General features: G+C 69.6%; 20 protein-coding genes and 1 tRNA gene. 8 read left to right on the top strand and 13 right to left on the bottom strand.

Annotation, left to right across the window (positions count from 1 at the left end):
- Positions 1–295: 295 nt before the first annotated feature.
- The 3 genes from ACAZ03_RS04530 to ACAZ03_RS04520 form a co-directional block, all read right to left on the bottom strand.
- Positions 296–1576 (bottom strand): glycerate kinase, encoded by a 1281-nt coding sequence (locus ACAZ03_RS04530; RefSeq protein ID WP_373356195.1) that lies wholly within the window; start codon positions 1574–1576, stop codon positions 296–298.
- A complete protein-coding gene (speB, locus tag ACAZ03_RS04525) occupies positions 1560–2540 on the bottom strand; it encodes an agmatinase (protein WP_373356194.1) in 981 nt (326 codons plus the stop codon). Before speB ends, ACAZ03_RS04530 begins: the two co-directional genes overlap by 17 nt.
- A 158-nt stretch (positions 2541–2698) precedes the next feature.
- A tRNA-Gly gene (locus ACAZ03_RS04520) sits at positions 2699–2772 on the bottom strand.
- Positions 2773–2959: 187 nt separating this feature from the next.
- Between ACAZ03_RS04520 and ACAZ03_RS04515 the strand changes: the two genes are divergently transcribed.
- Entirely contained in the window at positions 2960–3805 is an 846-nt protein-coding gene (locus ACAZ03_RS04515) for a helix-turn-helix domain-containing protein (protein WP_373356193.1), read from the top strand.
- Here ACAZ03_RS04515 and ACAZ03_RS04510 read toward each other — a convergent pair.
- From ACAZ03_RS04510 to ACAZ03_RS04490, 5 genes are all read right to left on the bottom strand, one after another.
- The gene (locus ACAZ03_RS04510; RefSeq protein ID WP_373356192.1) at positions 3802–4569 is read right to left on the bottom strand and encodes an HpcH/HpaI aldolase/citrate lyase family protein; all 768 of its coding nucleotides are present in this window, start codon (positions 4567–4569) and stop codon (positions 3802–3804) included. The genes ACAZ03_RS04515 and ACAZ03_RS04510 overlap by 4 nt on opposite strands.
- A 10-nt stretch (positions 4570–4579) precedes the next feature.
- Positions 4580–5437: an amidohydrolase gene (locus tag ACAZ03_RS04505; RefSeq protein ID WP_373356191.1), complete on the bottom strand. Its 858-nt coding sequence runs from the start codon at positions 5435–5437 to the stop codon at positions 4580–4582.
- On the bottom strand, positions 5437–5916 hold the full coding sequence (locus tag ACAZ03_RS04500; protein WP_373356190.1) for a nuclear transport factor 2 family protein: 480 nt from the start codon (positions 5914–5916) through the stop codon (positions 5437–5439). Before ACAZ03_RS04500 ends, ACAZ03_RS04505 begins: the two co-directional genes overlap by 1 nt.
- Before the next feature lie 66 nt (positions 5917–5982).
- Entirely contained in the window at positions 5983–7620 is a 1638-nt protein-coding gene (locus tag ACAZ03_RS04495; protein WP_373356189.1) for an MFS transporter, read from the bottom strand.
- Positions 7617–8609 (bottom strand): alpha/beta hydrolase, encoded by a 993-nt coding sequence (locus tag ACAZ03_RS04490; protein WP_373356188.1) that lies wholly within the window; start codon positions 8607–8609, stop codon positions 7617–7619. The genes ACAZ03_RS04495 and ACAZ03_RS04490 overlap by 4 nt, the downstream gene beginning before the upstream one ends.
- Positions 8610–8909: 300 nt before the next feature.
- Here ACAZ03_RS04490 and ACAZ03_RS04485 point away from each other — a divergent pair, with 300 nt between their 5' ends.
- The 7 genes from ACAZ03_RS04485 to ACAZ03_RS04455 all read left to right on the top strand — a co-directional run bounded on the left by ACAZ03_RS04485 (position 8910) and on the right by ACAZ03_RS04455 (position 15169).
- A complete protein-coding gene (locus tag ACAZ03_RS04485; protein ID WP_373356187.1) occupies positions 8910–9887 on the top strand; it encodes a tripartite tricarboxylate transporter substrate binding protein in 978 nt (325 codons plus the stop codon).
- Positions 9877–10407 carry a tripartite tricarboxylate transporter TctB family protein gene (locus ACAZ03_RS04480; protein WP_373356186.1) on the top strand — a complete coding sequence of 177 codons (531 nt, stop codon included), beginning with the start codon at positions 9877–9879 and terminating at the stop codon, positions 10405–10407. The genes ACAZ03_RS04485 and ACAZ03_RS04480 overlap by 11 nt, the downstream gene beginning before the upstream one ends.
- 15 nt (positions 10408–10422) lie before the next feature.
- Entirely contained in the window at positions 10423–11928 is a 1506-nt protein-coding gene (locus tag ACAZ03_RS04475; RefSeq protein WP_373356185.1) for a tripartite tricarboxylate transporter permease, read from the top strand.
- Positions 11929–11988: 60 nt separating this feature from the next.
- Positions 11989–12879 (top strand): 3-keto-5-aminohexanoate cleavage protein, encoded by an 891-nt coding sequence (locus tag ACAZ03_RS04470; protein ID WP_373356184.1) that lies wholly within the window; start codon positions 11989–11991, stop codon positions 12877–12879.
- On the top strand, positions 12876–13331 hold the full coding sequence (locus ACAZ03_RS04465) for a PaaI family thioesterase (protein ID WP_373356183.1): 456 nt from the start codon (positions 12876–12878) through the stop codon (positions 13329–13331). The genes ACAZ03_RS04470 and ACAZ03_RS04465 overlap by 4 nt, the downstream gene beginning before the upstream one ends.
- Before the next feature lie 26 nt (positions 13332–13357).
- Positions 13358–14257, top strand: coding sequence for a hypothetical protein (locus ACAZ03_RS04460; RefSeq protein ID WP_373356182.1), 900 nt, complete (start codon positions 13358–13360; stop codon positions 14255–14257).
- Positions 14258–14326: 69 nt separating this feature from the next.
- Entirely contained in the window at positions 14327–15169 is an 843-nt protein-coding gene (locus ACAZ03_RS04455; RefSeq protein WP_373356181.1) for a phytanoyl-CoA dioxygenase family protein, read from the top strand.
- Between the two features lie 15 nt (positions 15170–15184).
- Here the strand turns inward: ACAZ03_RS04455 and ACAZ03_RS04450 are convergent, their stop codons facing one another.
- The 5 genes from ACAZ03_RS04450 to betI form a co-directional block, all read right to left on the bottom strand.
- On the bottom strand, positions 15185–15619 hold the full coding sequence (locus ACAZ03_RS04450) for a hypothetical protein (protein ID WP_373356180.1): 435 nt from the start codon (positions 15617–15619) through the stop codon (positions 15185–15187).
- Between the two features lie 118 nt (positions 15620–15737).
- A complete protein-coding gene (gene betA / locus ACAZ03_RS04445) occupies positions 15738–17408 on the bottom strand; it encodes a choline dehydrogenase (RefSeq protein ID WP_373356179.1) in 1671 nt (556 codons plus the stop codon).
- Positions 17408–18865, bottom strand: coding sequence for a betaine-aldehyde dehydrogenase (gene betB, locus ACAZ03_RS04440; protein WP_373356178.1), 1458 nt, complete (start codon positions 18863–18865; stop codon positions 17408–17410). Before betB ends, betA begins: the two co-directional genes overlap by 1 nt.
- 4 nt (positions 18866–18869) lie before the next feature.
- Positions 18870–20378, bottom strand: coding sequence for a choline-sulfatase (betC, locus tag ACAZ03_RS04435; RefSeq protein ID WP_373356177.1), 1509 nt, complete (start codon positions 20376–20378; stop codon positions 18870–18872).
- Complete coding sequence (gene betI / locus ACAZ03_RS04430) at positions 20375–20947, bottom strand: choline-responsive transcriptional repressor BetI (RefSeq protein ID WP_373356176.1); 573 nt, start codon at positions 20945–20947, stop codon at positions 20375–20377. Before betI ends, betC begins: the two co-directional genes overlap by 4 nt.
- Positions 20948–20963 lie beyond the last annotated feature (16 nt).

Here is a 20963-nt window from a genome sequence, read left to right as displayed (position 1 = left end):
CTCCGTCGGATTTAAGCACTTCTGCTCCGCGGAAGACGAAAACCGACGCCAGGCTTAGGATGGGTTTGTAACCCACCTTCCTCCCCCACTCCCAATCCTGACCTCACCGCGCAGGGCGAGCGCCGGCCCGGGGGTTGGCGCTCCTGACGGTTGAGCGGCGCGCTTTATGGCGCCACCACTCCCTCGCTCGCCGTCGCGCCTGACCTCACCAGAGCGCCAGCCCGCGGGACGGGCCGGCGCTCGCCCTGCGCCTGCGGCGCGCACCGGGCGGGGCACGGCCCAGCCGTCGCGCACCCTACCCCACCAAGATCGCCCGGAAATCGTTGATATTCGTCCCGGTCGGCCCCGGCACGAAGAGGTCTCCCAGCTGCGCGAAGGCGCCGTAGCTGTCGTGGGCCGCGAGGAGCGCCGCCGGGTCCGCGCCCAGCGCGCGGAGCCGGCCGGCGCTGCCGCCGTCCGCGAAGGCCCCGGCATTGTCCTCCGTCCCGTCGATGCCGTCGGTATCGGCCGCGAGCGCCCTCACCGGCAGGCCTTCCGCCGCCAGCGCCACGGCCAGCGCGAACTCGCCGTTCCGGCCGCCCCGGCCCCCGGACGCCCCCAGCGTCACCGTCGTCTCGCCGCCCGAGAGCAGCACCACCGGCAGCGCGAAGGGCCGGCCCTTCAGCGCCACCTCCCGCGCCAGCGCCGCATGGACCTTCGCCACCTCCCGCGCCTCGCCCTCGACGGCATCGGAGAGGATCGCCGCGGCGACCCCCGCTGCCTCCGCCCGCGCCGCCGCTGCCTCCAGCGAGCGGGCGGCCGAGGCGATGACGCGCCACTCGTGGCCCGCGAAGCCCGGGTCTCCCGGCAATGGCGCCGGGTTCTCCTCCCCCGCGAGCGCCCGGGCGGCGGCGTCCGGCAGGCTTATGCCCCAGGTCTCCACCAGCCGCCGCGCCTCCGCCCGTGACCCGGCCCCCGGGACCGTGGGGCCGGAGGCGACCTCCTCCGGTCGGTCGCCCGGCACGTCGGAGACGATCAGCGTCACCACCCGTGCCGGGGCCGCCGCCAGTGCCAGCCGCCCGCCCTTCACCTCCGAGAGCTCCCGCCGGATGGCGTTCATCACCGAAATCGGCGCGCCGGAGGCGAGAAGCGCCTCGTTCACCGCCACCTCGTCGGCCAGCGTCATTCCCGGCCCCGGGGCGGGCAGCAGCGCCGAGCCGCCGCCGGTGATGAGCGCCACGACGAGGTCGTCCGCCGTCAGCCCCCGAAGGAGGCCGAGCATCTCCACCGCCGCCGCCGCGCCGGCCGCATCCGGCACCGGATGCGCAGCTTCGCGCAGCGCCAGCCGCTCCAGCGGCGCCCCGTAGCCGTAGCGCGTAACGATGAGGCCGGTCAGCGGGCCCTCCCACGCCGCCTCGAAGGCCCCAGCGAGCTGCGCCGCGCCCTTGCCGGCGCCGATCACCACGGTCCGGCCCTTGGGTCGCTCCGGCAGCTGGCCCTTCAAGGCCTCCGCCGGGTCCGCAGCCGCGATGGCCGCCTCGAAGAGGCCGATGAGGAAGGCCCTCCGGTCGAAGCCGGGCTCAGAAATCGAAGTCATGCCGTCTCGGCGCCGGGCGCTGCGGCACGCCCGGCAGGATGCAGAGCATCTCGTAGACGAGCGCCGCCGCGACCATGGCCGTGTTGCCCGTGGCGTCGAAGGGCGGCGAGACCTCCACGAGGTCGCAGCCGACGAGGTTGCACCCGGCGAGCCCCCGGATGATCTGCAGCGCCTGCCAGTCGGCGATGCCGCCCGCCTCTGCCGTGCCCGTGCCAGGGGCGAGGCCGGGGGCGAGGCTGTCGATGTCGAACGACAGGTAGAGCGGCGCGTCGCCCACATATTCGGCCACCTGCGCCATGAGGGGCCTCAGGTCGCGCCCCGCCACCTCCTCGCCCGTCACGATCTGCCAGCCGAGCTCGCGCCCCCAGTCGAAATCCTCCGCCGCATAGCCGGTGCCACGGAGGCCGATCTGCACGACGCGGGCATCGTCGAGCACACCCGCCTCATGCGCCCGGCGGAAGGGCGTGCCATGGGCCAGCGCCTCGCCGAACATCGCCTCGTTCACATCGGCATGGGCGTCGATATGGACGAGCGCGAGGGGCCCGTAGCTTTCCGCAACGCCCTGGAGCGCCGGAAAGGTCAGCGTGTGATCGCCGCCCAATGTCACCGGCACGGTGCCGCCCGCGGCGACGCGGCCGATGGCCTGGCGGATGATCTCGACCGAGGCCTCGAGGTTGAAGAGGTTGATCGGCACGTCGCCGATATCGGCGATCTGCAGGTGATCGAAGGGCGCGGCGCCGGTGGCCATGTTGTAGGGCCGCAGCATCCGGCTCTCGTCGCGGATGGCCCGGGGCCCGAGCCTCGTGCCGGGGCGGTTGGAGGTGCCGATGTCCATCGGCACGCCGAGAACCGCGGCATCGAGCCCCTCCGGCCCCTCGGCCGTGGGGAGCCTCATGAAGGTCGCCGGCCCGCCGGGGCGCGGCATGTCGTTGCCGCCGAGCGGCTGGTTGTATCCAGGTGCCATCGGGGCCAGTGAAGCGGGTTTCCTGGCCTCTGGGAAGGCTCTTCGGGGGAAACGGACGCAGGCGGCGATGACCGGGCCAAGGAAATCGCGCGATTTCCGTGCAGGGGTTCGCCCCGGAAACCCCTCGCGCCGGCCGGGCGCCCCATCTTGCGAAAGTCTGGAGCGGGTGGCGGGAATCGAACCCGCGCGTTCAGCTTGGAAGGCTGACAGGCTACCATTACATCACACCCGCCGGCCGGCCTTCGCTAGGTCAAGCCGGGGAGGTAGTCAAGAACCGGGGGATCGGCGGCTGGCGGCTGCCGGAGCGCGCGCCGCCAGCCGGCCGGAGGGCGCACCGCCTGCCCCCGCCCCGGCGCCCTTGGACAAATCCCTTCTCAACCACCCCCTTTCGGGTAGAGTGGCAGCGGGAGGAGATCTGAATGGCCGCCATGTCGGAGCGCCGCTGGCCTGCGGGCGAGGCGGTCGGGGACGCAATCCCTCAGCTATCGCAGACGATGTCGTTCCAGCCGGTGGAATCGGTGCGCCGGGCGCTCCTGCTCCTTCGGATGCTGAACGAGCACGGTGTCGCCAAGGTCCGCGACCTCGCGACCGACACCGGGCTGCCTAAGGCCACCATCGTCAGGATGCTCGAGACGATGATCGCGGAGGGCTATGTCACGCGCGACGAATGCCTCGGCGGCTATTCCGTCACCTCACAGGTCAAGGCGCTGAGCTCGGGATATACGGTGAGCCATCAGGTGCTTGCCGCCGCGCGGGCGCATATCCACCCGCTGGCCGACCGGATCCTCTGGCCCGTCAGCGTGGCCACGGTCGAGAAGGACCAGGTGGTCGTCAAGTTCTCGACCTCGCCGCAAAGCTGCCTGTCCTATCCGTTCAACGTCCTCGGCGAGGTGATGGACCTGGCGCATAACGCGCTCGGCCGCGTCTGGCTCGCCTTTGCCTCGCAGGAGCTCAGCGACCGGCTCGTCGCCCGGCAGATCGGCGACCGCTGCGCGGCGGTGCGCGATGAATTGCTCGCGTCGCGCGGCGCGATCGTGGCGCAGGTGCGCCAGCAGGGCTTCGCCAAGTCGATCCCCATCAAGAACCTGAAGACGCGGCACGAATTCGTCGCGATGCCGCTGCGCAAGCGGGGCCGGCTCGTCGCCGCCGTCGGCGTCGGCTATTACGCCAGCGCCATGCAGGGCAAGCGCCTGTCGGAGACCGTCATCGACCCGCTCCGCCAGACGGTGGATGCCATCGAGGCGGAGTGGTCGGCTGCCGGCTAGAAGGCCTGCCGCGCGGCGCGGGCCGCGCTTTGCAGGAACCCGATGTCGGAGGAGACGGCGAGCGTCGTGACGCCGAGCCCGCGGAGCCAGGCGGTATCCGCATGTTCGGGCGCGGGCACGACCGCCATCACCCCCTTGCCGTGGCGCCTGGCGGCCTCCGCCACACGCTCCACGGAGGCGTTCAGATCGTCGGCGGAGCCGCGGGCATTGCGGAGCGACAGGCCGAGGTCCCCGCGGCCGATGAAGAGTGCATGGATGCCCTCGACCGCCGCGATGGCGTCGATGTCGTCGATGGCGGCGGCATCCTCGATCATCGCGATCACGGTCGCCTCCTCGTCCGCCATCTCGTAGTTGCGCGGACCCCTCCGGCCGTAGAAGCCCCCCCGCGCCGCCCCGGCGCCGCGCGTGCCGCCGATGTAGCGCCCGGCGGAGGCGACGACCTCCGCCTTGGCGACGCTGTCCACATGCGGGACCATCACGCCCGTCGCGCCGCAATCGAGCGCGGAGAGGATGCTCGCCGCCTCCGCCCGCGCCACCCGGACGATGGAGGCCACGCCGGAGGCCCTCGCGGCGAGGATGCCGACATCCAGCGTCTCCCGCGTCCAGGGGGCGTGCTCCTCGTCGAGGATGGCGAAGTCGAGCCCGACGCCGCCCAGCACCTCGATCACATGCGGCCCGGGCAGCTTGAGAAAGGTGCCCATGAGCGATGCGCCGCCCTGCAGCCGCGCGCGGAAGTCGTTGATGACATCGGGATCTGGCAGCATCGGGGCCTCCTCAGGCGAAGTAGAGTTCGAGCGCGTTGCGGTCGATCCGGCGGCGGTCGGCCGGATCGGGCACGGCGGCCATATAGCCCTTCAGCGCGAGCTCGTAGGACATATGCGCCTCCTGCCCGATGAAGGGCGCATCGCTCCCCCAGAGCAGGCGGTCAAGGCCGACCTCGGCGCGGATGAGCTCCATCACCTTGATCTCGTCGTCGATGGCCCTCTCGAAATCGGGGCGGCTGCCGTCCTTCGTCTTGCCGGCGAAGCGCCAGCCGGCGGAGACCTTCAGCCAGGTATGGCCCTTCTCGATGGCCCGGAGCGCGCCGGAGAGCTTGGGGCAATCGAGCCCGAGCGCGGGGTCGCAGCGTCCGTAATGGTCGATCACCGTATCGACGCCGACCTCGCCGAGCACCTCAAGCGTCTCCTCGTAATCGCCCGGCCCGGCAAGGAAATGCACATGCCAGCCGAGATCGCGGACCCGGTGGAAGAGCTGCCGGTAATCGTCGGTGCGGATATCCGGCGGCTCGCCGAAGACATGGGCGATGCGGAAGAGCCGGATGCCCACGACGCCGCATTCGTGCATCCGCGCCAGATCGAAGGGCGAGACCTGCGGCGTGACGCTCGCCGTGCCGCGCAGGCGCGGCTGCTGGCGCAGCGCCTCGATCATATAGTCGTTGTAGGTGCCGAAGAGGCTGATCCCCGCGATGACGCCGAAATGCACGCCATGGGCGTCGAGCATCTTGAGGAAGGTCTCTGCGGTGAAGGGATAATCCGGCCGGTTCCAGGCGCCGCCGGTGAAGGGCATCCCCTCGCGGAAGATATGGGCATGGGTGTCGACCAGCGGGGCGGTCTCGATGTCGGGCCGGGTCATCAGGATTTGCCCATCCGGTTGGCCATCTCCTCCCGCGTGAGGCTCGTGGCGGGCACGCCGCCCTTGAAGAGCCCGTGCCAGTGCCGCTTGGCGCAGAGCCAGTCGCCGTTGTCCTGACGGACGAACGTGTCCACCACGCGGGTGATCGAGATGGGCGGCGCGGTCTCCTGCGGGGGCGGGCCGTCCTTGGCGTAGAGCGTGCAGATCCAGGCGGCGGTGGCCGTGTCATCGCCCTCGAACTCGACGTGGAAATTGCCGACGAGATGGACATTGGTCCGCTCGCCGCGGTCGATGCGCCAGTTGTAGAACTCCTGGATCTCGCTGCGCCCGTCGTAGCGAACGCTGCTGCCGAGGAAGATGCCGTCCTCGGTGTAATGGGCCGAGGCATTGCGGCCCCAGTTGAAGTCGACGTCGTGCCAATAGGCGACGACCTTCTCGTGCAGATGGCGGGCGACCTCGCGCCTCGTCTCGGTGTTCATTCTCTTTCTCCTCCTCATTTCGGCCCCCTCGAGGGCCCTGTCTGATGCGTCGCGGCTCTTGGTCCGTCAGACGCCATGTCTGGCGGGGTCGGCCCCCATCGGGACAGGCTGCTGAACGCGCGGCCCCTGCACAAGGAACCGGGCGATCGCGCCGTCGCGGTAGCCGCGCAGCAGGTCGATGTTGTCGCGGTCGCCTATCGTCTGCCGGCTGTTGTGCCGCTGGTATTCGATCCAGTTCTCGACACTGTAGGTCTCGATCCAGCGGCCGGGGGTCTCGATGTCCTGCAGAAGCTGCCAGCGCTGCGCCCCGTCGCGCCGCCGGGCCCGGCTGCGGATCTCGATGGCGGCGAGGAAGCCGGCCGTGTCCTCCTCGGGCACCCGATAGGGGACCTGCACGACGACCCGCTCCTTCGTCTCGCGGACGGAGACCGGCAGCTCCGGCGCCACGAAGCGGCCTAGCGGCTGCAGGGCATCGCCCGGCAGGGGCGGCATGGGCCGCAGGAGCCCCAGCGCCGCGCCGCCTAACAGGACGAAGAAGACCAGCGTCATCGCGCCGCCGAGCCCGAGGGCATCTGCCGCCGCGCCCGCGACGATGCTGCCGGTCGTCAGGCCCGCGAAGGTCGATGTCTGGTGGATCGACATGACGCGGCCGACCACCCAGCGCGCGGCCGAGAGCTGCATGGTGCTGTTGAGGCAGGTGAAGCCCGCGACCGAACCGAAGCCGCCGAGCGGCAGGATCAGGGCGAGCTGCCAGAGCGAGGTCGCGAAACCGCTGCCGAGCGCGCACGCGGCCACGGCGAGAAAGGCGAAACGCACCATCCATTCGTTGCCGATCCGGTTGCGGACGATCTTGCTCAGGAAGGCGCTCAGAAGCGCGCCGAAGCCGTAGCAGCTCAGCACCATGCCGTAGGCGGCCGGGCCGCCGCGGGGCAGCGAGGTGGCGATCACCGGCAGGAGCGCCAGCGTATGGACCGCCCCGAAGGCGAAGACGAAGTTGCGGACAACGACGCTCGTCAGCGTCGGGGTCGACAGCACGTAGACCAGCCCGCTCCGCAGGGCCGAGAAGAAGCCCTCGCGCGGCAGGTCGCGCGGCTCCCGCGCCGGGCGCCATGCCAGAAGGAGGGAGCTCATCACCGCATAGAGCATCGCGCCCAGCGCCAGCGCGATCCAGGCCGGCACAGCCGCCAGAAGGATGCCCGTCGTCGCCGGCCCGATGCAGCGGGCGATGTTGTGGGCGACGTTGTTGAGCGCGACGGCCGAGGGGATCTCCTCCCGCGGCACCAGATCGCCGATGCTCGCCTGCCAGGCGGGGAAGTAGAAGGCCGATCCGCAGCCGACGAGGCAGGTCAGCGACAGCAGCACGAGCGGCGAGAGCACGCCCGAAAGCGCCAGCAGCGAGAGCAGGGCCACGATGGCCATCAGGAACAGATGCGCCGCGAGCATGAGGTTGCGCCGCTCGAACCCGTCGGAAAGGACGCCCACCGGGATCGACAGGAGCATCACCGGCAGCGTCGTCGCCGTATGCACCAGCGCGATGAGCAGCGCGGAGTCCGTCAGCGTCGTCATCAGCCATCCGGCGGAGACGAGCACCACCGTATTGCCGATGATCGAGGCGACGGACCCGGCCCAGAGCCGCCGGAACTCCGGCAGGCGCAGGATCCCGGTGACGGAATCGCTCGGCCCGCTGGCGGCGGTGGCGCTCACCTGAGGTAGTCGGCCATGCGGGCGAGCAGCTCGCTGCGGCCGCGGTCCGGTCTGTCGAGGATCAGGTAATGGGTGGTGTTCGGCGGATTGTAGTGAACGACGTCCTCGGCGTTCTTCAGATCCGCGATCAGCACCTCCATGTCGCTGTCCTGGCAGAGCGTGTCGAGCTCGGGATTGATGATGAAGACCTTGCAATAGACCTGATTGGCATGGAACAGCCGCTCGCCCGCGGCCATGTAGAACAGGTCCTCCAGCATGCCGTTGGGGCTGCGATAGGTCGGCGGGTCGCGGTCGTAGGAAGTAGGATCGCCATCGAGCAGCGCCTGGGAGAAGGCCTTGACCATGGCGGGGTCACGCCAGGCATCCTTGTCGTCGATGGGGACCTGACGATCCCAGTGCTCTTCGAGCAGGTCGATGGAATTGTAGTTGTAGTTGCCGTTCACCTGCTTGTTGAACCAGCCCGGCCGCTCGGGATCCTCGAAGCGGGAGCCGGGGCCGGAGCCATAGGTGCCGCCGCCGCCGTAGATCGTGTCGTAGAGAAAGATGTGGCTGCAGAGCTGTGGCTCGATGCCGGCGAACATGATCGCCGCCGTCCCGCCGACGCCCCAGCCGAAGACGGCGACCTTCTGCACGCCGCAGCGCTCGCGGATGGCGAGCGCGGCGGCCTCCAGATCCTTGGTGATCTCGACCGTGCGCACCAGCGAGGGCGCGCCGGGGACGGGCGGCTCCTCCATCTCGGCGGGGCGCTCGGAGAGGCCGAAGCCCCGCGCATCGACGATGTAGGAGGGATGGCCGAGCCGGGCCAGATCCTCGGCGAGCGAGCCGCCCGCCACCTTCAGATCGTATTCGCTGAAGCCGGGCACCCTGGTGCCGTGCAGCAGGATGATCGGCTGGCCGGCCTCTGCCCCGCGCGCCTTGACCTCGCGGACGGCGATGGTCACTCCGTCACGCGTTTTGACGGTGAAATCCCGCCGTTCTACTTCGTCCATGCTGGGGTCTCCGCCAAATTCCGCTCCGCCGGCGACAACGCCCCCGCTCTTGGAGGGCGCCTCGGTCGCAGGGCGGAGTCTCGCCTCTTGAAGAGCAGGAGCCCGCACCCGACGGGAAGTCCATTCCGCAGAGCGTTTCAATAGGTGAAACACTCGTTCGCGCTTCGGCCATCCTCATTGACTTGAAGCCACCGCCCGCTGACCGTTTCAGGCAGGTTCACCGTGGCGGCCGAAGAGGAGCGGCCCGCCCCGGTGCATGACAACTGCCTGTAAAACGGGCAGAAAAAGGGAGGAAGAAGGATGACCAAGACACAAGGACCGATCCGTTCCATGAAGGCCGCCGGCCTCACCGCCGCGCTGGTGGCGCTCTCGGCAAGCGGCGCTGCCGCGGCGACCTGCCCCGAGGGCTTCCCCGACGGGCCGATCGATTTCTGGGTGGGCTACGATGCCGGCGGGGGCACCGATCTGATCGCCCGCCAGATCGCCGCCGAACTCGAGGCGGCGCAGGGCTGGTCCATCGCCGTCACCAATATCCCGGGCGCCAGCTCGAGCGTCATGATGGCCCGGCTCTCCGGCGCCGACGCCGATGGCATGACCATCGGCCTCACCAGCACCGGCTCCATCTCGAAAGTGCCGAACCGCAACCCCGACAGCCCCTACACGATCACCGATTTCTCGTTCCTCGGCACCGCGCAGCAGACGCCCATCGGCATCTACACGCTCGCCGACAACGACTTCGACACCTATGAAGAGATGATCGAGCACGCCCGGGAGAGCGGCAATTTCACGATCGCCTCGGCCTCCGTCGATTCCAACATCTTCTTCGATGCCATCGCCGAGCGCGAGGGCGTGAAGATCACGCTGGTGCCCGCGCAGGGCTCGACCGGCTCGCTCCAGCAGATCCTCGGCGGCCATGTCGATGCCGCCCTCATGGGCACCACGGCCATCGAGCACATGGCGACGGGGCGGCTGACCGGGCTCTTCACGCTCGGCGACCGGCGGACGCTCTGGGATCCGGACACGCCGACGACGGCCGAGCTCGGCTACGATTTCGTGGGCGCCGTCAGCTACGTGCTCATCGCCGCCCCCGACGGCATCGAGGAGCCTGTGCTGACCTGCCTCGAGGAGGCGATCGACGAGGCGATCAATTCCGAGGGCTTCGGCGAGCTCATGGTGCAGTTCGAGAACGAGGCCTACAACCTCGGCCCCGAAGAGACGACCGCGCTTCTGGAGCGTGAATTCGCCGTTTTCCGCGAGTATTTCGGCAATGGCGAATAATCCGCCCGATCCGGAGCGGGCGGTCGTTCTGCCGACCGCCTCCGGTCCGGACCGGCCTGTGACCGGGGGGGCCGACGAGCCCCCCCGCTCCGGGCTGATCACGCTCGACCGGATCGTGGGCGTGCTCGTGACCTGCGCCGGCATCTGGCTGCTGGTCTACGGCATCCCCCAGAATGTCGACCACCAGGGCTACGAGAGCCCGAGCCCGCGGCTCTTCCCGCAGATCGGGGCGTGGATCTTCGTGATCTTCGGCATCCTGCAGGTGCTCTTCGTGCGGACAGGCACCAACCTGCCCGCGCTCCGCGACTTCCTGAGGTTCCTGCTCGTCGGCGCCCTGCTTCTCGGCATGGTCTGGCTGATGGAGACCTTCGGCTTCCTCGTCGGCGCGATGGCGCTGCTCGCAGCGCTCATGTTCGTCGTCTTCGAGACCCGCAAGCTCTGGATCGCCATCGCGGTCTTCGCTGTGCCCGTCTGTGTCTGGGTGCTCTTCGAGATCGTGCTCCAGCGCCCGCTGCCCTGAACCGGAGAGCCTGACATGCCCGACCTTTCCGTCGTCCTCGCGGGGTTTCTCGACGCCCTGACGATCACGAATTTCCTCTACATCCTTCTGGGTGTGACACTAGGCCAGGTGATCGCCGCTATTCCCGGCCTCGGCACCGTCATGGCGCTGGCCGTCGCGATCCCCTTCACGATCTCGCTCGACACCCTGACGGCCGTCGCCTTCCTGATCTCCATCAGCAAGGGCGGCACCGTCGGCGGGGCCGTCTCGGCGATCCTGCTGAACACGCCCGGCTCCGCCGAGGCGGCGGCCACCACCTTCGACGGCCATCCGATGGCCAAGAAGGGGCAGGCCGGCAAGGCGATGAAATACTCGCTCTATTACTCGATCTTCGGCGATGTCGGCTCCGATATCGTTCTCATCCTCGTGGCGGCGCCGCTGGCGATGGTCGCGCTCAAGATGGGCCCGATCGAGATCTGCGCGCTCATGGTGCTGGCCTTCACGGTCATCTCGGGCCTCGTCGGCGATTCCCTCATCAAGGGCGTGATCTCGGTGGGCCTCGGCTTCCTGATCGGCGCCATCGGGCTCGATCCGGGCTATGGCACGCCGCGCTTCACCTTCAATTCCTACGAGCTCTACGACGGCATCCCGCTCGGCCCCCTGGCGCTGGGGATGCTCGCCGTCTCGGTCATCATCCGCGAGATCGCGCAGATGAACCGCGGCTCGAGCGGCGGCTCGACGCTGACGGTGCTGCAGGCGAAGTCGCAATCGGTGACCCTGAAGGAGCTCCTGGCCAACCGGGTCGTCGCCTTCCGGGCGTTCGTCATCGGCACAATCATCGGCGCGATCCCGGGCCTCGGCTCCTCGACCGCGGGCATGATCTCGTACTCCGTCACCAAGCAGAGCGCCAAGGATCCGGAGGCTTTCGGCACCGGCGATCCGCGCGGCATCGCGGCGTCGGAGACGGCCAACAGCGCCGTCGTCGGCGCCAACCTGATCCCGCTTCTGACCCTCGGCATCCCGGGCAATATCGGCGCGGCCCTGCTCGTCGGCGCCTTCGTCCTTCACGGCGTCCAGCCCGGGCCCCTGCTCTTCGAGAACCAGGGGCAGCTCGTCTACGGGCTCTTCGGGGCCATGCTGATGGCCAATGTCGCCAATCTCGGCGTCGGGCAGGTCTGCATGCGGCTCTGGGCCAAGGTCGTCACGGCGCCGTCCACGGTGGTCTACCCCTGCGCGCTCATCATCTGCACGACGGGGATGTATCTCATCACCGGCTCGCCGATGGGCGTGGTCTTCATGGTGGGCGCGGCGTTCTGGGGCTACCTCATGACGTCCTTCGGCTATCCGTTCATCGCCTTCATCGTCGCCTTCATCCTGACGCCGCAGCTCGAGGCCTCGATCGTGCAGGCGGTGCGGATCTCGGGCGGCGACTGGACGATCGTCCTGCGCCACCCGATCGCGCTCGCACTCCTGGCGATGTCGGGGCTGATGATCTTCTACCTGCTGCCCCGCAAGCGGAAGGCCGAGGCCGCCGCCGCCTGACCCGTCGCGGGCGGCACGGCCGCCCGCAGATCCCTCACGTCCGACCAAAGGTCCCGCCTCATGAAACGCCCCGTCATCGTCACCTGCGCCGTCACCGGAAGTGGCGCCATCGGCCCCAGAAGCACCCACGTTCCCATCACGCCGGCGCAAATCGCGGCCGAGGCGCTGGCGGCGGCGGAGGCCGGAGCCTCGTCGATCCACATCCATGTGCGCGACCCCGAGACGGGGGAGGGCTCGATGGAGACGGCGCTCTACGTCGAGGTGGTCGAGCGCATCCGCGAGCGGAACACCGAGGTGCTCCTCAACCTCACCACCGGCATGGGCGCGCGCTGCGTGCCGCCGGCCGACGGCGAGAGCGGGCCCGGCACCATGCCGCAAAGCCCGAGCCGGAGGACGGAGCATCTGGCCCCGACCCGGCCGGAGCTCTGCACGCTCGATGTGGCCACGATCAACCTCGGCGAGAACGCCGTGGTGAACACGCCCGCGCATCTGCGGGCCATGGCGCGCATCATGGCCGAGACGGGCGTGAAGCCGGAGCTCGAGGTCTTCGACGTCGGCCAGATCGGCACGGCCCTGCGCCTGGTGGCCGAAGGCGCGATCCCCTCGCCGCCCTTCTTCCAGTTCTGTCTCGGCATCGCCGGCGGCGCCCCGGCCACGACCGAAGCTATGCTGCTCATGCGCTCCATGCTGCCGGCCGGCACGCCCTGGGGCGCCTTCGGCATCGGCCCTGGGCAGATGCCCATGGTCGCCCAGTCGGTGATCCTCGGCGGGCATGTCCGCGTCGGGCTGGAGGACAATCTCTATCTCGAGCGCGGCGTCCTCGCGGAGGGCAACGCCCCCCTCGTCGCGCGCGCGGTCAGCCTGATCGAGGGGCTGGGCTGCGCGCCGGCCACGCCCGCGCAGGCCCGCGAGATCCTCTCGCTGCCCGCCGCCCCGGCCGCCGCGGCATGAGCGCCCCGAGCGATCCGCCGGGCGGCGAAGGCTGGCGCGCCCGCGAGGCGACCGGGCGCTATCCCACGACCATCGGCATCGTCTGGGAGCGCGATGCGGGGGGCGTCTTCCAGATCGCGATGCGCTGCACCGAAGAGCATGACAACGGCAACGGCGCGATGCACGGCGGCATCATCGCCAGCCTCGCCGACATGGGGCTCGGCGGGCTGGTCCGCCGCCATCGCAACCCCGATGGCGAGACCGGGCCGGGAAAGGTCCTCAGCGCCACGATCCAGCTCGACATCTCCTACGCCTCCGCCGCGCTCATCGGCGAACTCGTCGAGAGCCGCGCCGAGATCACCCATGCGACGCGGTCCATGACCTTCGCCTCCGGCCGCCTCGTCGTCGGCGAGCGGACCGTCGCCGCCATGCAGGGGATCTTCAAGATCGTCGGCCGCAGGGCCGGCACCTGACATCGCCTCATCACAGGAGCCTGACCATGTACCCCAAGGACGATCTGCGCGCGACGCTGAATAGCGGGCCCGCCGCCGCGCCCGACAGCTTCAAGAGCGCCGAATACGCCCGCTTCTACGACATGCCCCCACAAGAGACCGAGGGCGACAGCCAGAGCTGGTATGCCCGCGGCCAGAACCTGGTCGTCAGCTACACCGACGGCAAGGCCGGCCTCGTGCTGACCCGGGCCGAGCAGGTCGATGAATACGCGATCCTCCTCCCCGACCGCGCCACGCGGATCCGGGTCGAGGCGGGCGGCGCGGCGGAGGAGGTCGAGGGCCCCTCGGTCGTCTTCGTGCCGCCGGGGCCGAGCGCGGTGACGCTACAGAGCGACGCGGTGGTCGTGCGCCTGATCACGACGGAGAACCCGGACGCGGTGGAGCGCTGCGTCAATGCCGCGGCCTATGCCGAGCGGGACCCCAATGTGCCGCCGCTCGAGCGCTGGCCCGCCCCGCCGGGCGGCTGGGCGATCCGCGCCTACTCGCTCGATGTGCCGATGGAAAAAGGCCGCTTCGGCCGCCTCTTCCGCTGCACGACGATCATGATCAACGCCTTTGACATCTCGCCGCCGCGGGACCCGGGCCGCATGTCGCCGCACAGCCACGACAATTTCGAGCAATATTCGCTCTGTCTCAAAGGCGCCTATACGCATTACCTGCGCTGGCCCTGGACGAACGACCTCTCGCAATGGCGGCCCGACGATGCCGAGACCTGCGGCGCGCCCTCCGTCGCCGTCATTCCGCCGCCGACGATCCATACCTCGCGCTCGCTCGACCCCGACGGCAACCGCCTCGTCGACATCTTCAGCCCGCCGCGCTTCGATTTTTCGACCAAGGAAGGCTGGGTGCTCAACGCCGCGGATTATCCGGCTCCGGCCGAGAGTTGAGGGCAGGCGCGCCCTTCCCCTCCGCCGCCCGGGCGCGCTAGCGTCGGCCGGCAGGAGAAGGGGAACGCCATGGGTGAGACGACGAAAGATACGACAGCCCGCGCCGCCGCGCTCGTCGGGCCGGAGGAGGTCGCGGCCTTCCAGCAGGACGGGGTCATCGTCCTGCGCGGGCTCTTCAATGCCGAAGAGCTCGCCCGCCTCGGCGAGGGGATCGAGGCGAACATGGCCGCGCCGAGCGAGCGGGCCATCGTCGCCAGCCAGCCGGACGATCCGGGCTATTTCATCGAGGATTTCTGCAACTGGCAGCGGATCGACGCCTATCGCGAGGTGATCTTCACCTCCCCCGCCGCCGCCGCGGCCGGGCGGCTGATGGAGGCGCGCCAGGTGCGGCTCTACCACGACCACCTCCTGGTCAAGGAGCCGAACACCCGCGCCAAGACCCCGTGGCACCAGGACCAGCCCTATTACAACATCGAAGGGTCGCAGACCTGCTCGATGTGGGCGCCGCTCGACCCGGTACCGCGGGAGGCGACGCTCGAATTCGTCGCCGGCACCCATAGGGGCCCCTGGCTCATGCCCCGCACCTTCATGACCCATGAGGCGCGCTGGTTCCCCGAGGGCACGCTCGCCGACCGGCCCGATGTCGATGCCGACCGGGAGGCCTTCGACATCCGCGGCTGGGCGCTGGAGCCGGGCGACGTGGTGATGTTCCACATGCTTGCACTCCATGCGGCGGGCGGCGCCGGGTCGGGGCGGCGGCGCGTGCTCTCGGTGCGCTTCATGGGCGACGATGTGCGCCATGCGCCGCGGCCCTGGCGCACCTCGCCGCCCTTCCCCGGCCTGCAGGAGGAGCTGCCCGAGCGCGCGCCGATGGAGCATCCGCTCTTCCCGCTTCTCTGGGAAGCGCCCTGAGCGCCAGAGTTGGCCTCAGAAGATGACGATCAGCGCCACGATGACGACGAGGGCCAGCGCCGCGCCGCCCCAGTAGAGCCCGGCGCCCGGCGCGGGATCATGCTCGCCATGCGGGCCGGGCGTCGGCTCGGCGGCCGCGCCTTCGAGCGGCCCGCGAGAGGCGGCGCCGGTGGGGTCTGGGGCGGTCGGGCCGGGGGCGGAGCCGGCGCTGCCGGCGGCCGCGGTGCCGGCTGCGGCCGGGGCGGCGCCGGCGCTGGCGGCAGTCTCCGCCGTCGAGCCGGGGGTGCCGGGCTCCGGCGCCTCGTCGCGCGCGACCTCGGCATCGACCTCGTCGGCGGCCTCGTGATCGAGATCGGCCGGCATGGTGGCCGGGCCGGCGGCGGTGGAGGTGGGCCCCATCGGGATGTCGTCATCGCTCTTGGGGTGGGGGGCGGTCTTGTCCTCGGCCATCTGTCTCTCCTCTGCCGGGGCCGCGCCGGAAGGGCGCAGCCTCTTCCCTAAAGGAAAGCTCCGGCGCGCCACATGGTTCCCCCCCCCCCGCAGGCCCCCCACCCCAGGGGCCCGGCCGTCAGCGCTGCGAGGTCTGCCAGTCCGGGTGGATCCAGGGCTCCATGTTGGAGGGGGCGAGCGGCGACCGCCCGAGGATGTGATCCGCCGCCTTCTCGCCGACGAGGATCGAGGGGGCGTTGAGGTTGCCGTTGGTGATCCGGGGGAAGATCGAGCTGTCGGCGAGCCGCAGCCCCTCCACCCCGATCACCCGCGCCTCCGGGTCGACGACCGCCATCGGGTCGTCCGCCGCGCCCATCTTTGCCGTGCCGCAGGGATGGTAGGCGCTTTCCACATGCTCGCGTATGAAGGCGTCCAGCTCCTCGTCCGACTGCGCCGCGGCCCCGGGCTGGATCTCGTGCTTGTAGAAGGGCTTGAACGCCTCCTGCCCAAGGATCTCCCGCGTCAGGCGGATGCAGCTGCGGAAGTCGCGCCAGTCCTCCTCGCGGCTCATGTAGTTGAAGAGGACCTTCGGGTCCTCCTTCGGATCGGCCGAGCGGAGCGTCACCGCCCCGCGCGAGGGCGAGCGCATCGGGCCGACATGGGCCTGAAAGCCGTGGCCCTCGGGGCTTGCCTGGCCGTCGTAGCGCACGGCGATGGGCAGGAAGTGGAACTGGATGTCGGGATACTCCACCCCGACGGCGGAGCGGATGAAGCCGGCGCTCTCGAACTGGTTCGAGGCGCCCGGGCCCGTCCGCGTGAGCAGCCAGCGGGCGCCGACATAGGCCTTGCCGAGGAGGTTCCAGTATTTCGCGAGGGAGACGGGCTGCGAGGCGGCGACCTGGATATAGAGCTCCAGATGGTCCTGCAGGTTCTGCCCGACGCCCGGCCGGTCGGCCACGACCTCGATCCCGTGCTCCGCCAGATGCGCCGCCGGCCCGATGCCGGAGAGCATGAGCAGCTTCGGCGAGTTGATCGACGAGGCGGCGAGGATCACCTCGCGCCCGGCGCGGATCACCTCGACCTTGCCCTTGCGCTCGACCTCGACCCCGACGGCGCGGCCGTCCTCGATGACGACGCGGCGGGCGAAGGCGCGCACCAGCTCGCAGTTGGGGCGCTTGAGCGCCGGGTAGAGATAGGCGCGGGCGGCGGAGAAGCGCTGCCCCTTCCAGACGGTCATGTCATAGGGGCCGAAGCCCTCCTGCTGGCGGCCGTTGTAATCCGGCGTCACCGGATAACCCGCCTGCCGCCCGGCCTCGACGAAGGCGCGGGTCAGCGGGTTGTCGCGCTGGCCGCGCGTCACATGCAAGGGGCCGCCCTGCCCGCGCCAGCTCGCATCGCCGCCATGGCCGCCGGCATGCCAGTCTTCCATGCGCTTGAAGTAGGGCAGCACGTCGGCATAGCTCCAGCCTGCCGCTCCCTCCTCCGCCCAATGGTCATAGTCGCGGGCATGGCCGCGGACGTAGATCATGCCGTTGATCGAGGAGGAGCCGCCGATGACCTTGCCGCGCGGCAGGGCGAGCCGGCGGCCGCCCAGATGCGGCTCGGGCTCGGAGCGGTAGCCCCAGTCGTAGCGTTTCATGTTCATCGGGTAGCTGAGCGCACCCGGCATCTGGATGAAGGGGCCGGCGTCGGAGCCGCCGTGCTCGATGACGAGCACCTGCTTGCCGGCCTCCGCCAGACGATAGGCCATGGCACAGCCGGCGCTGCCGGCACCGACGATGACGTAATCCGCGCTCCGGTCAGAGGCCATCAGAACGGCGCCTCAACATCGCCCATGCGGACATAGACGGAGCGGAGCTGCGAGTAATGCTCGAGCGCCGCATGGGCGTTCTCGCGGCCGACGCCGGAGGCCTTCACCCCGCCGAAGGGCGCCTCCACCGGCGCGTCATTGTAGGAATTGATGAAGCACGAGCCCGCCTCGAGCGAGCGGATCACCCGGTGCGCGCGGGAGATGTCGCGGGTGAAGACCCCGGCGGAGAGCCCGTATTCCGTGGCATTGGCGCGGGTCACGGCCTCGTCCTCCGTCTCGAAATCGAGGACGGACATGACGGGGCCGAAAATCTCTTCCCGCGCGATGGTCATGTCATCGGTCACGTCGGCGAAGATCGTGGCCTCGAGGAAGAAGCCCTCGCGCTCCAGCCGCTTGCCGCCGGCGACGAGCCGGGCGCCCTCGGCCACGCCCTTCTCGATGAAGCCCTGAACGATCTGCATCTGCCGCTCGCTGACCATGGGGCCGAAGTTCGTCGCCTCGTCCAGCGGGTCGCCGTAGACGATGCCGCTCAGGCGCTCGGTCAGGCGCTCGAGGAACGCCTCCTTGATGCTGCGATGCACGAAGACGCGGGTGCCGTTCGAGCAGACCTGGCCGGAGGAATAGAAGTTGCCGTTGATCGCGCCGGAGACGGCGTTGTCGATCTCGGCATCCTCGAAGACGATCAGCGGCGACTTGCCGCCGAGCTCCATCGTCACGTGCTTCATCTCCGCCGCCGCGGCCGCATAGACGCGCTTGCCCGTCGCCGCCGAGCCGGTCAGCGAAACCTTGGCGACCCGCGGATCGGTGACGAGCGCCGCACCGACCTCGCCCATGCCCTGCACGACGTTGAAGAGCCCGGCCGGCGCGCCGGCCTCGGTGAGTATCTCGGCGACCTTCAAAGCCGAAAGCGGCGTCGTCTCCGACGGTTTGAAGACCATGGCATTGCCGCAGGCAAGCGCCGGGGCGGTCTTCCAGCAGGCGATCTGCGTGGGGTAGTTCCAGGCGCCGATGCCGACGCAGACGCCGAGCGGCTCGCGGATCGTATAGACCCAGTCGTCGCCGAGCTGGATATGCTCGCCGGTCAGCCCGGCGGCCAGCCCGCCGAAATACTCGAGCGCATCGGCGCCCGAGGTCGCATCGGCCACCAGCGTTTCCTGCAGCGGCTTGCCGGTGTCGCGGGTCTCGAGCTCGGAGAGCTCGCGGTTGCGCTCGCGCATGATCTGCGCGGCGCGGGTCAGGACCCGGCCGCGGGCACGAGGCGTCCATGTGGCCCAGACCTTCTGCGCGGCCTCGGCGGCGGCGAGCGCCTGATCGACGATGGCCGGCGTCGCGGCATGGAGCGTCGCGATGCGCTCGCCGGTCGCCGGATAGATCACCGGGATCTCGGTGCCCGAGGAATCTTCGACATAGGCGCCGCCGATGTAGTGGCTGGCCTGCGGTTGGGGGTCATAGCTCATAGGTTCATTCGCCGCGCGGGAAGCGCTGGCTCTCCTCGACGATGTTCAGGTCCATGTGGTTGCGCATGTAGCGCTCGGAAGCGTCGCGCAGCGGCTGATGGTCCCATGGGTAATAGGCGCCGTTGCGGAGCGCCTCGTAGACGATCCAGCGGCGGGCCTGGCTCTTGCGGACGTCGTCGTCGAACCCCGCGAGGTCCCACCGCTCGTCGGCCTGGGCGCGGAGGCGCCCCAGCGCCTCGGCGTGGGCCGGGTCTTCGGCGAGGTTGGTCAGCTCGTGCGGATCGGCCTCGAGATCGAAGAGCAGCTCTGGGTCCAGCGTGCAGCGGATGTATTTGTAGCGCCCGTCGCGGATGCCGACGAGCGGCGCCTGGCTGGCCTCGGCGGCGTATTCCATCGTGACCGGGGCGCGCTGGCGCGTGCCGTTCGCCACCTCGATCAGGCTCTCGCCCTCCGTCCAGGGCGCGACCTCCTCCATCGAGACGCCGGCGAGATCGCAGAGCGTCGGGCAGACGTCGATGGTGGAGACGGGCTGCGTGACGCGGCCCGGTTTCACCCCGGGGGCCTTGATCATGAGCGGCACGCGCGAGGAGCCTTCGAGGAAGCTCATCTTGAACCAGAGCCCCCGCTCACCGAGCATGTCGCCATGGTCGGAGACGAGGAGGATCACCGCCTCCTGCCGCGTCCGCTCGAGCACGTCGAGGATCGCGCCGATCTTGTCGTCGAGATAGGAGATATTGGCGAAATAGCCGCGCCGCGCCCGGCGTATGTGCTCTTCGGTGATGTCGAAGCTGCGCCAGTCGTTGGCATCGAAGATGCGCTTGGAATGCGCGTCATGCTCCTCGTAGGGCATGGTGCCGACCTCCGGCAGGAGGTGCTCGCACTCCTCGTAGAGGTCCCAGTATTTCTTCCGCGCGACGTAGGGGTCGTGCGGATGGGTGAAGCTCACCGTCAGGCACCAGGGCCGGTCGTCCTTGCCGCGGGAGAGGTCGAAGAGCTTCTGCTCGGCCTGGAAGGCGACGTCGTCGTCATATTCCATCTGGTTGGTGATCTCGGCCACGCCGGCGCCGGTGACGGAGCCCATGTTGTGGTACCACCAGTCGATCCGCTCGCCGGGCTTGCGGTAATCCGGGGTCCAGCCGAAATCGGCGGGGTAGATATCCGTCGTCAGCCGCTGCTCGAAGCCGTGAAGCTGGTCGGGGCCGACGAAGTGCATCTTGCCGGAGAGCGCCGTCTGATAGCCGGCGCGGCGCAGGTGATGCGCATAGGTCGGCAGGTCGGAGGCGAACTCCGCTGCGTTGTCATAGACGCCGGTGACGGAGGGGAGCTGCCCCGACATGAAGCTGGCACGCCCCGGGGCGCAGAGCGGCGAGGCGGTATAGCAGGTCTCGAATCGCGCCGATTCGGCGGCGAGTGCCTTGAGATTGGGCGCATGCAGCCAGTCCGCGGGGCCGTCGGGAAAGAGCGTCCCGTTCAGCTGGTCGACCATGAGGATGAGGATGTTCGGTCGGGTCATGAGGGGCTGTTGAGCTCGTTTTCCAGAGTTGCGAGGACGGTGTCGGCGGCGCTTTCTCCGGCCGCCTCCACCGGGGTCAGGACGAGGCGCAGATAGAGCCCGTCGATCATCGCGCCGAGCCGCGCGGCGATCAGCCCGGCGCGGTCGCCGACCAGGGGCCGGAGGTCGTGGACGAAGTTCGACTGCAGGCGGCGGTGGTAAATTCGAAGCAGGCGGTGCGCCTCCTCCGAAGACTGCGCCAGCACGTAAAAATTGAGCCATGCGGCGATGACGCCGCGGTGAAAGTTGCCCGGCGCGAAACTCGCATGGATGATCTGCGCAAGCCTTTCGCGCGGTGTGCTGGCCGAGGTGAGTGCCGCCACTACATCGTTGTGGTAGCTGCGCAGCACATGGCGCATCGAGGCGAGGAACAGCGCCTCCTTGTCGCCGAAATAGTGGAAGGCCAGCGCCGGGGAGACGCCCGCCTTCTTCGCGATCCGGCTGACGGTGATGTCGAGCGAGCCTGCCTCGCCGATCACCTTTATCGTCGCCCGGATCAGCTCGTCCCGGCGTCGTATTTCGACGCTCATCTGCCGCTCCCCGGAA

It is taken from the genome of Pseudoroseicyclus sp. CXY001 (assembly GCF_041714655.1).
Lineage (GTDB): Bacteria > Pseudomonadota > Alphaproteobacteria > Rhodobacterales > Rhodobacteraceae > Pseudoroseicyclus_A.
The sequence above is the reverse complement of the archived record's forward strand: the minus strand, read 5'-3'. Positions and strand labels throughout refer to the sequence as shown.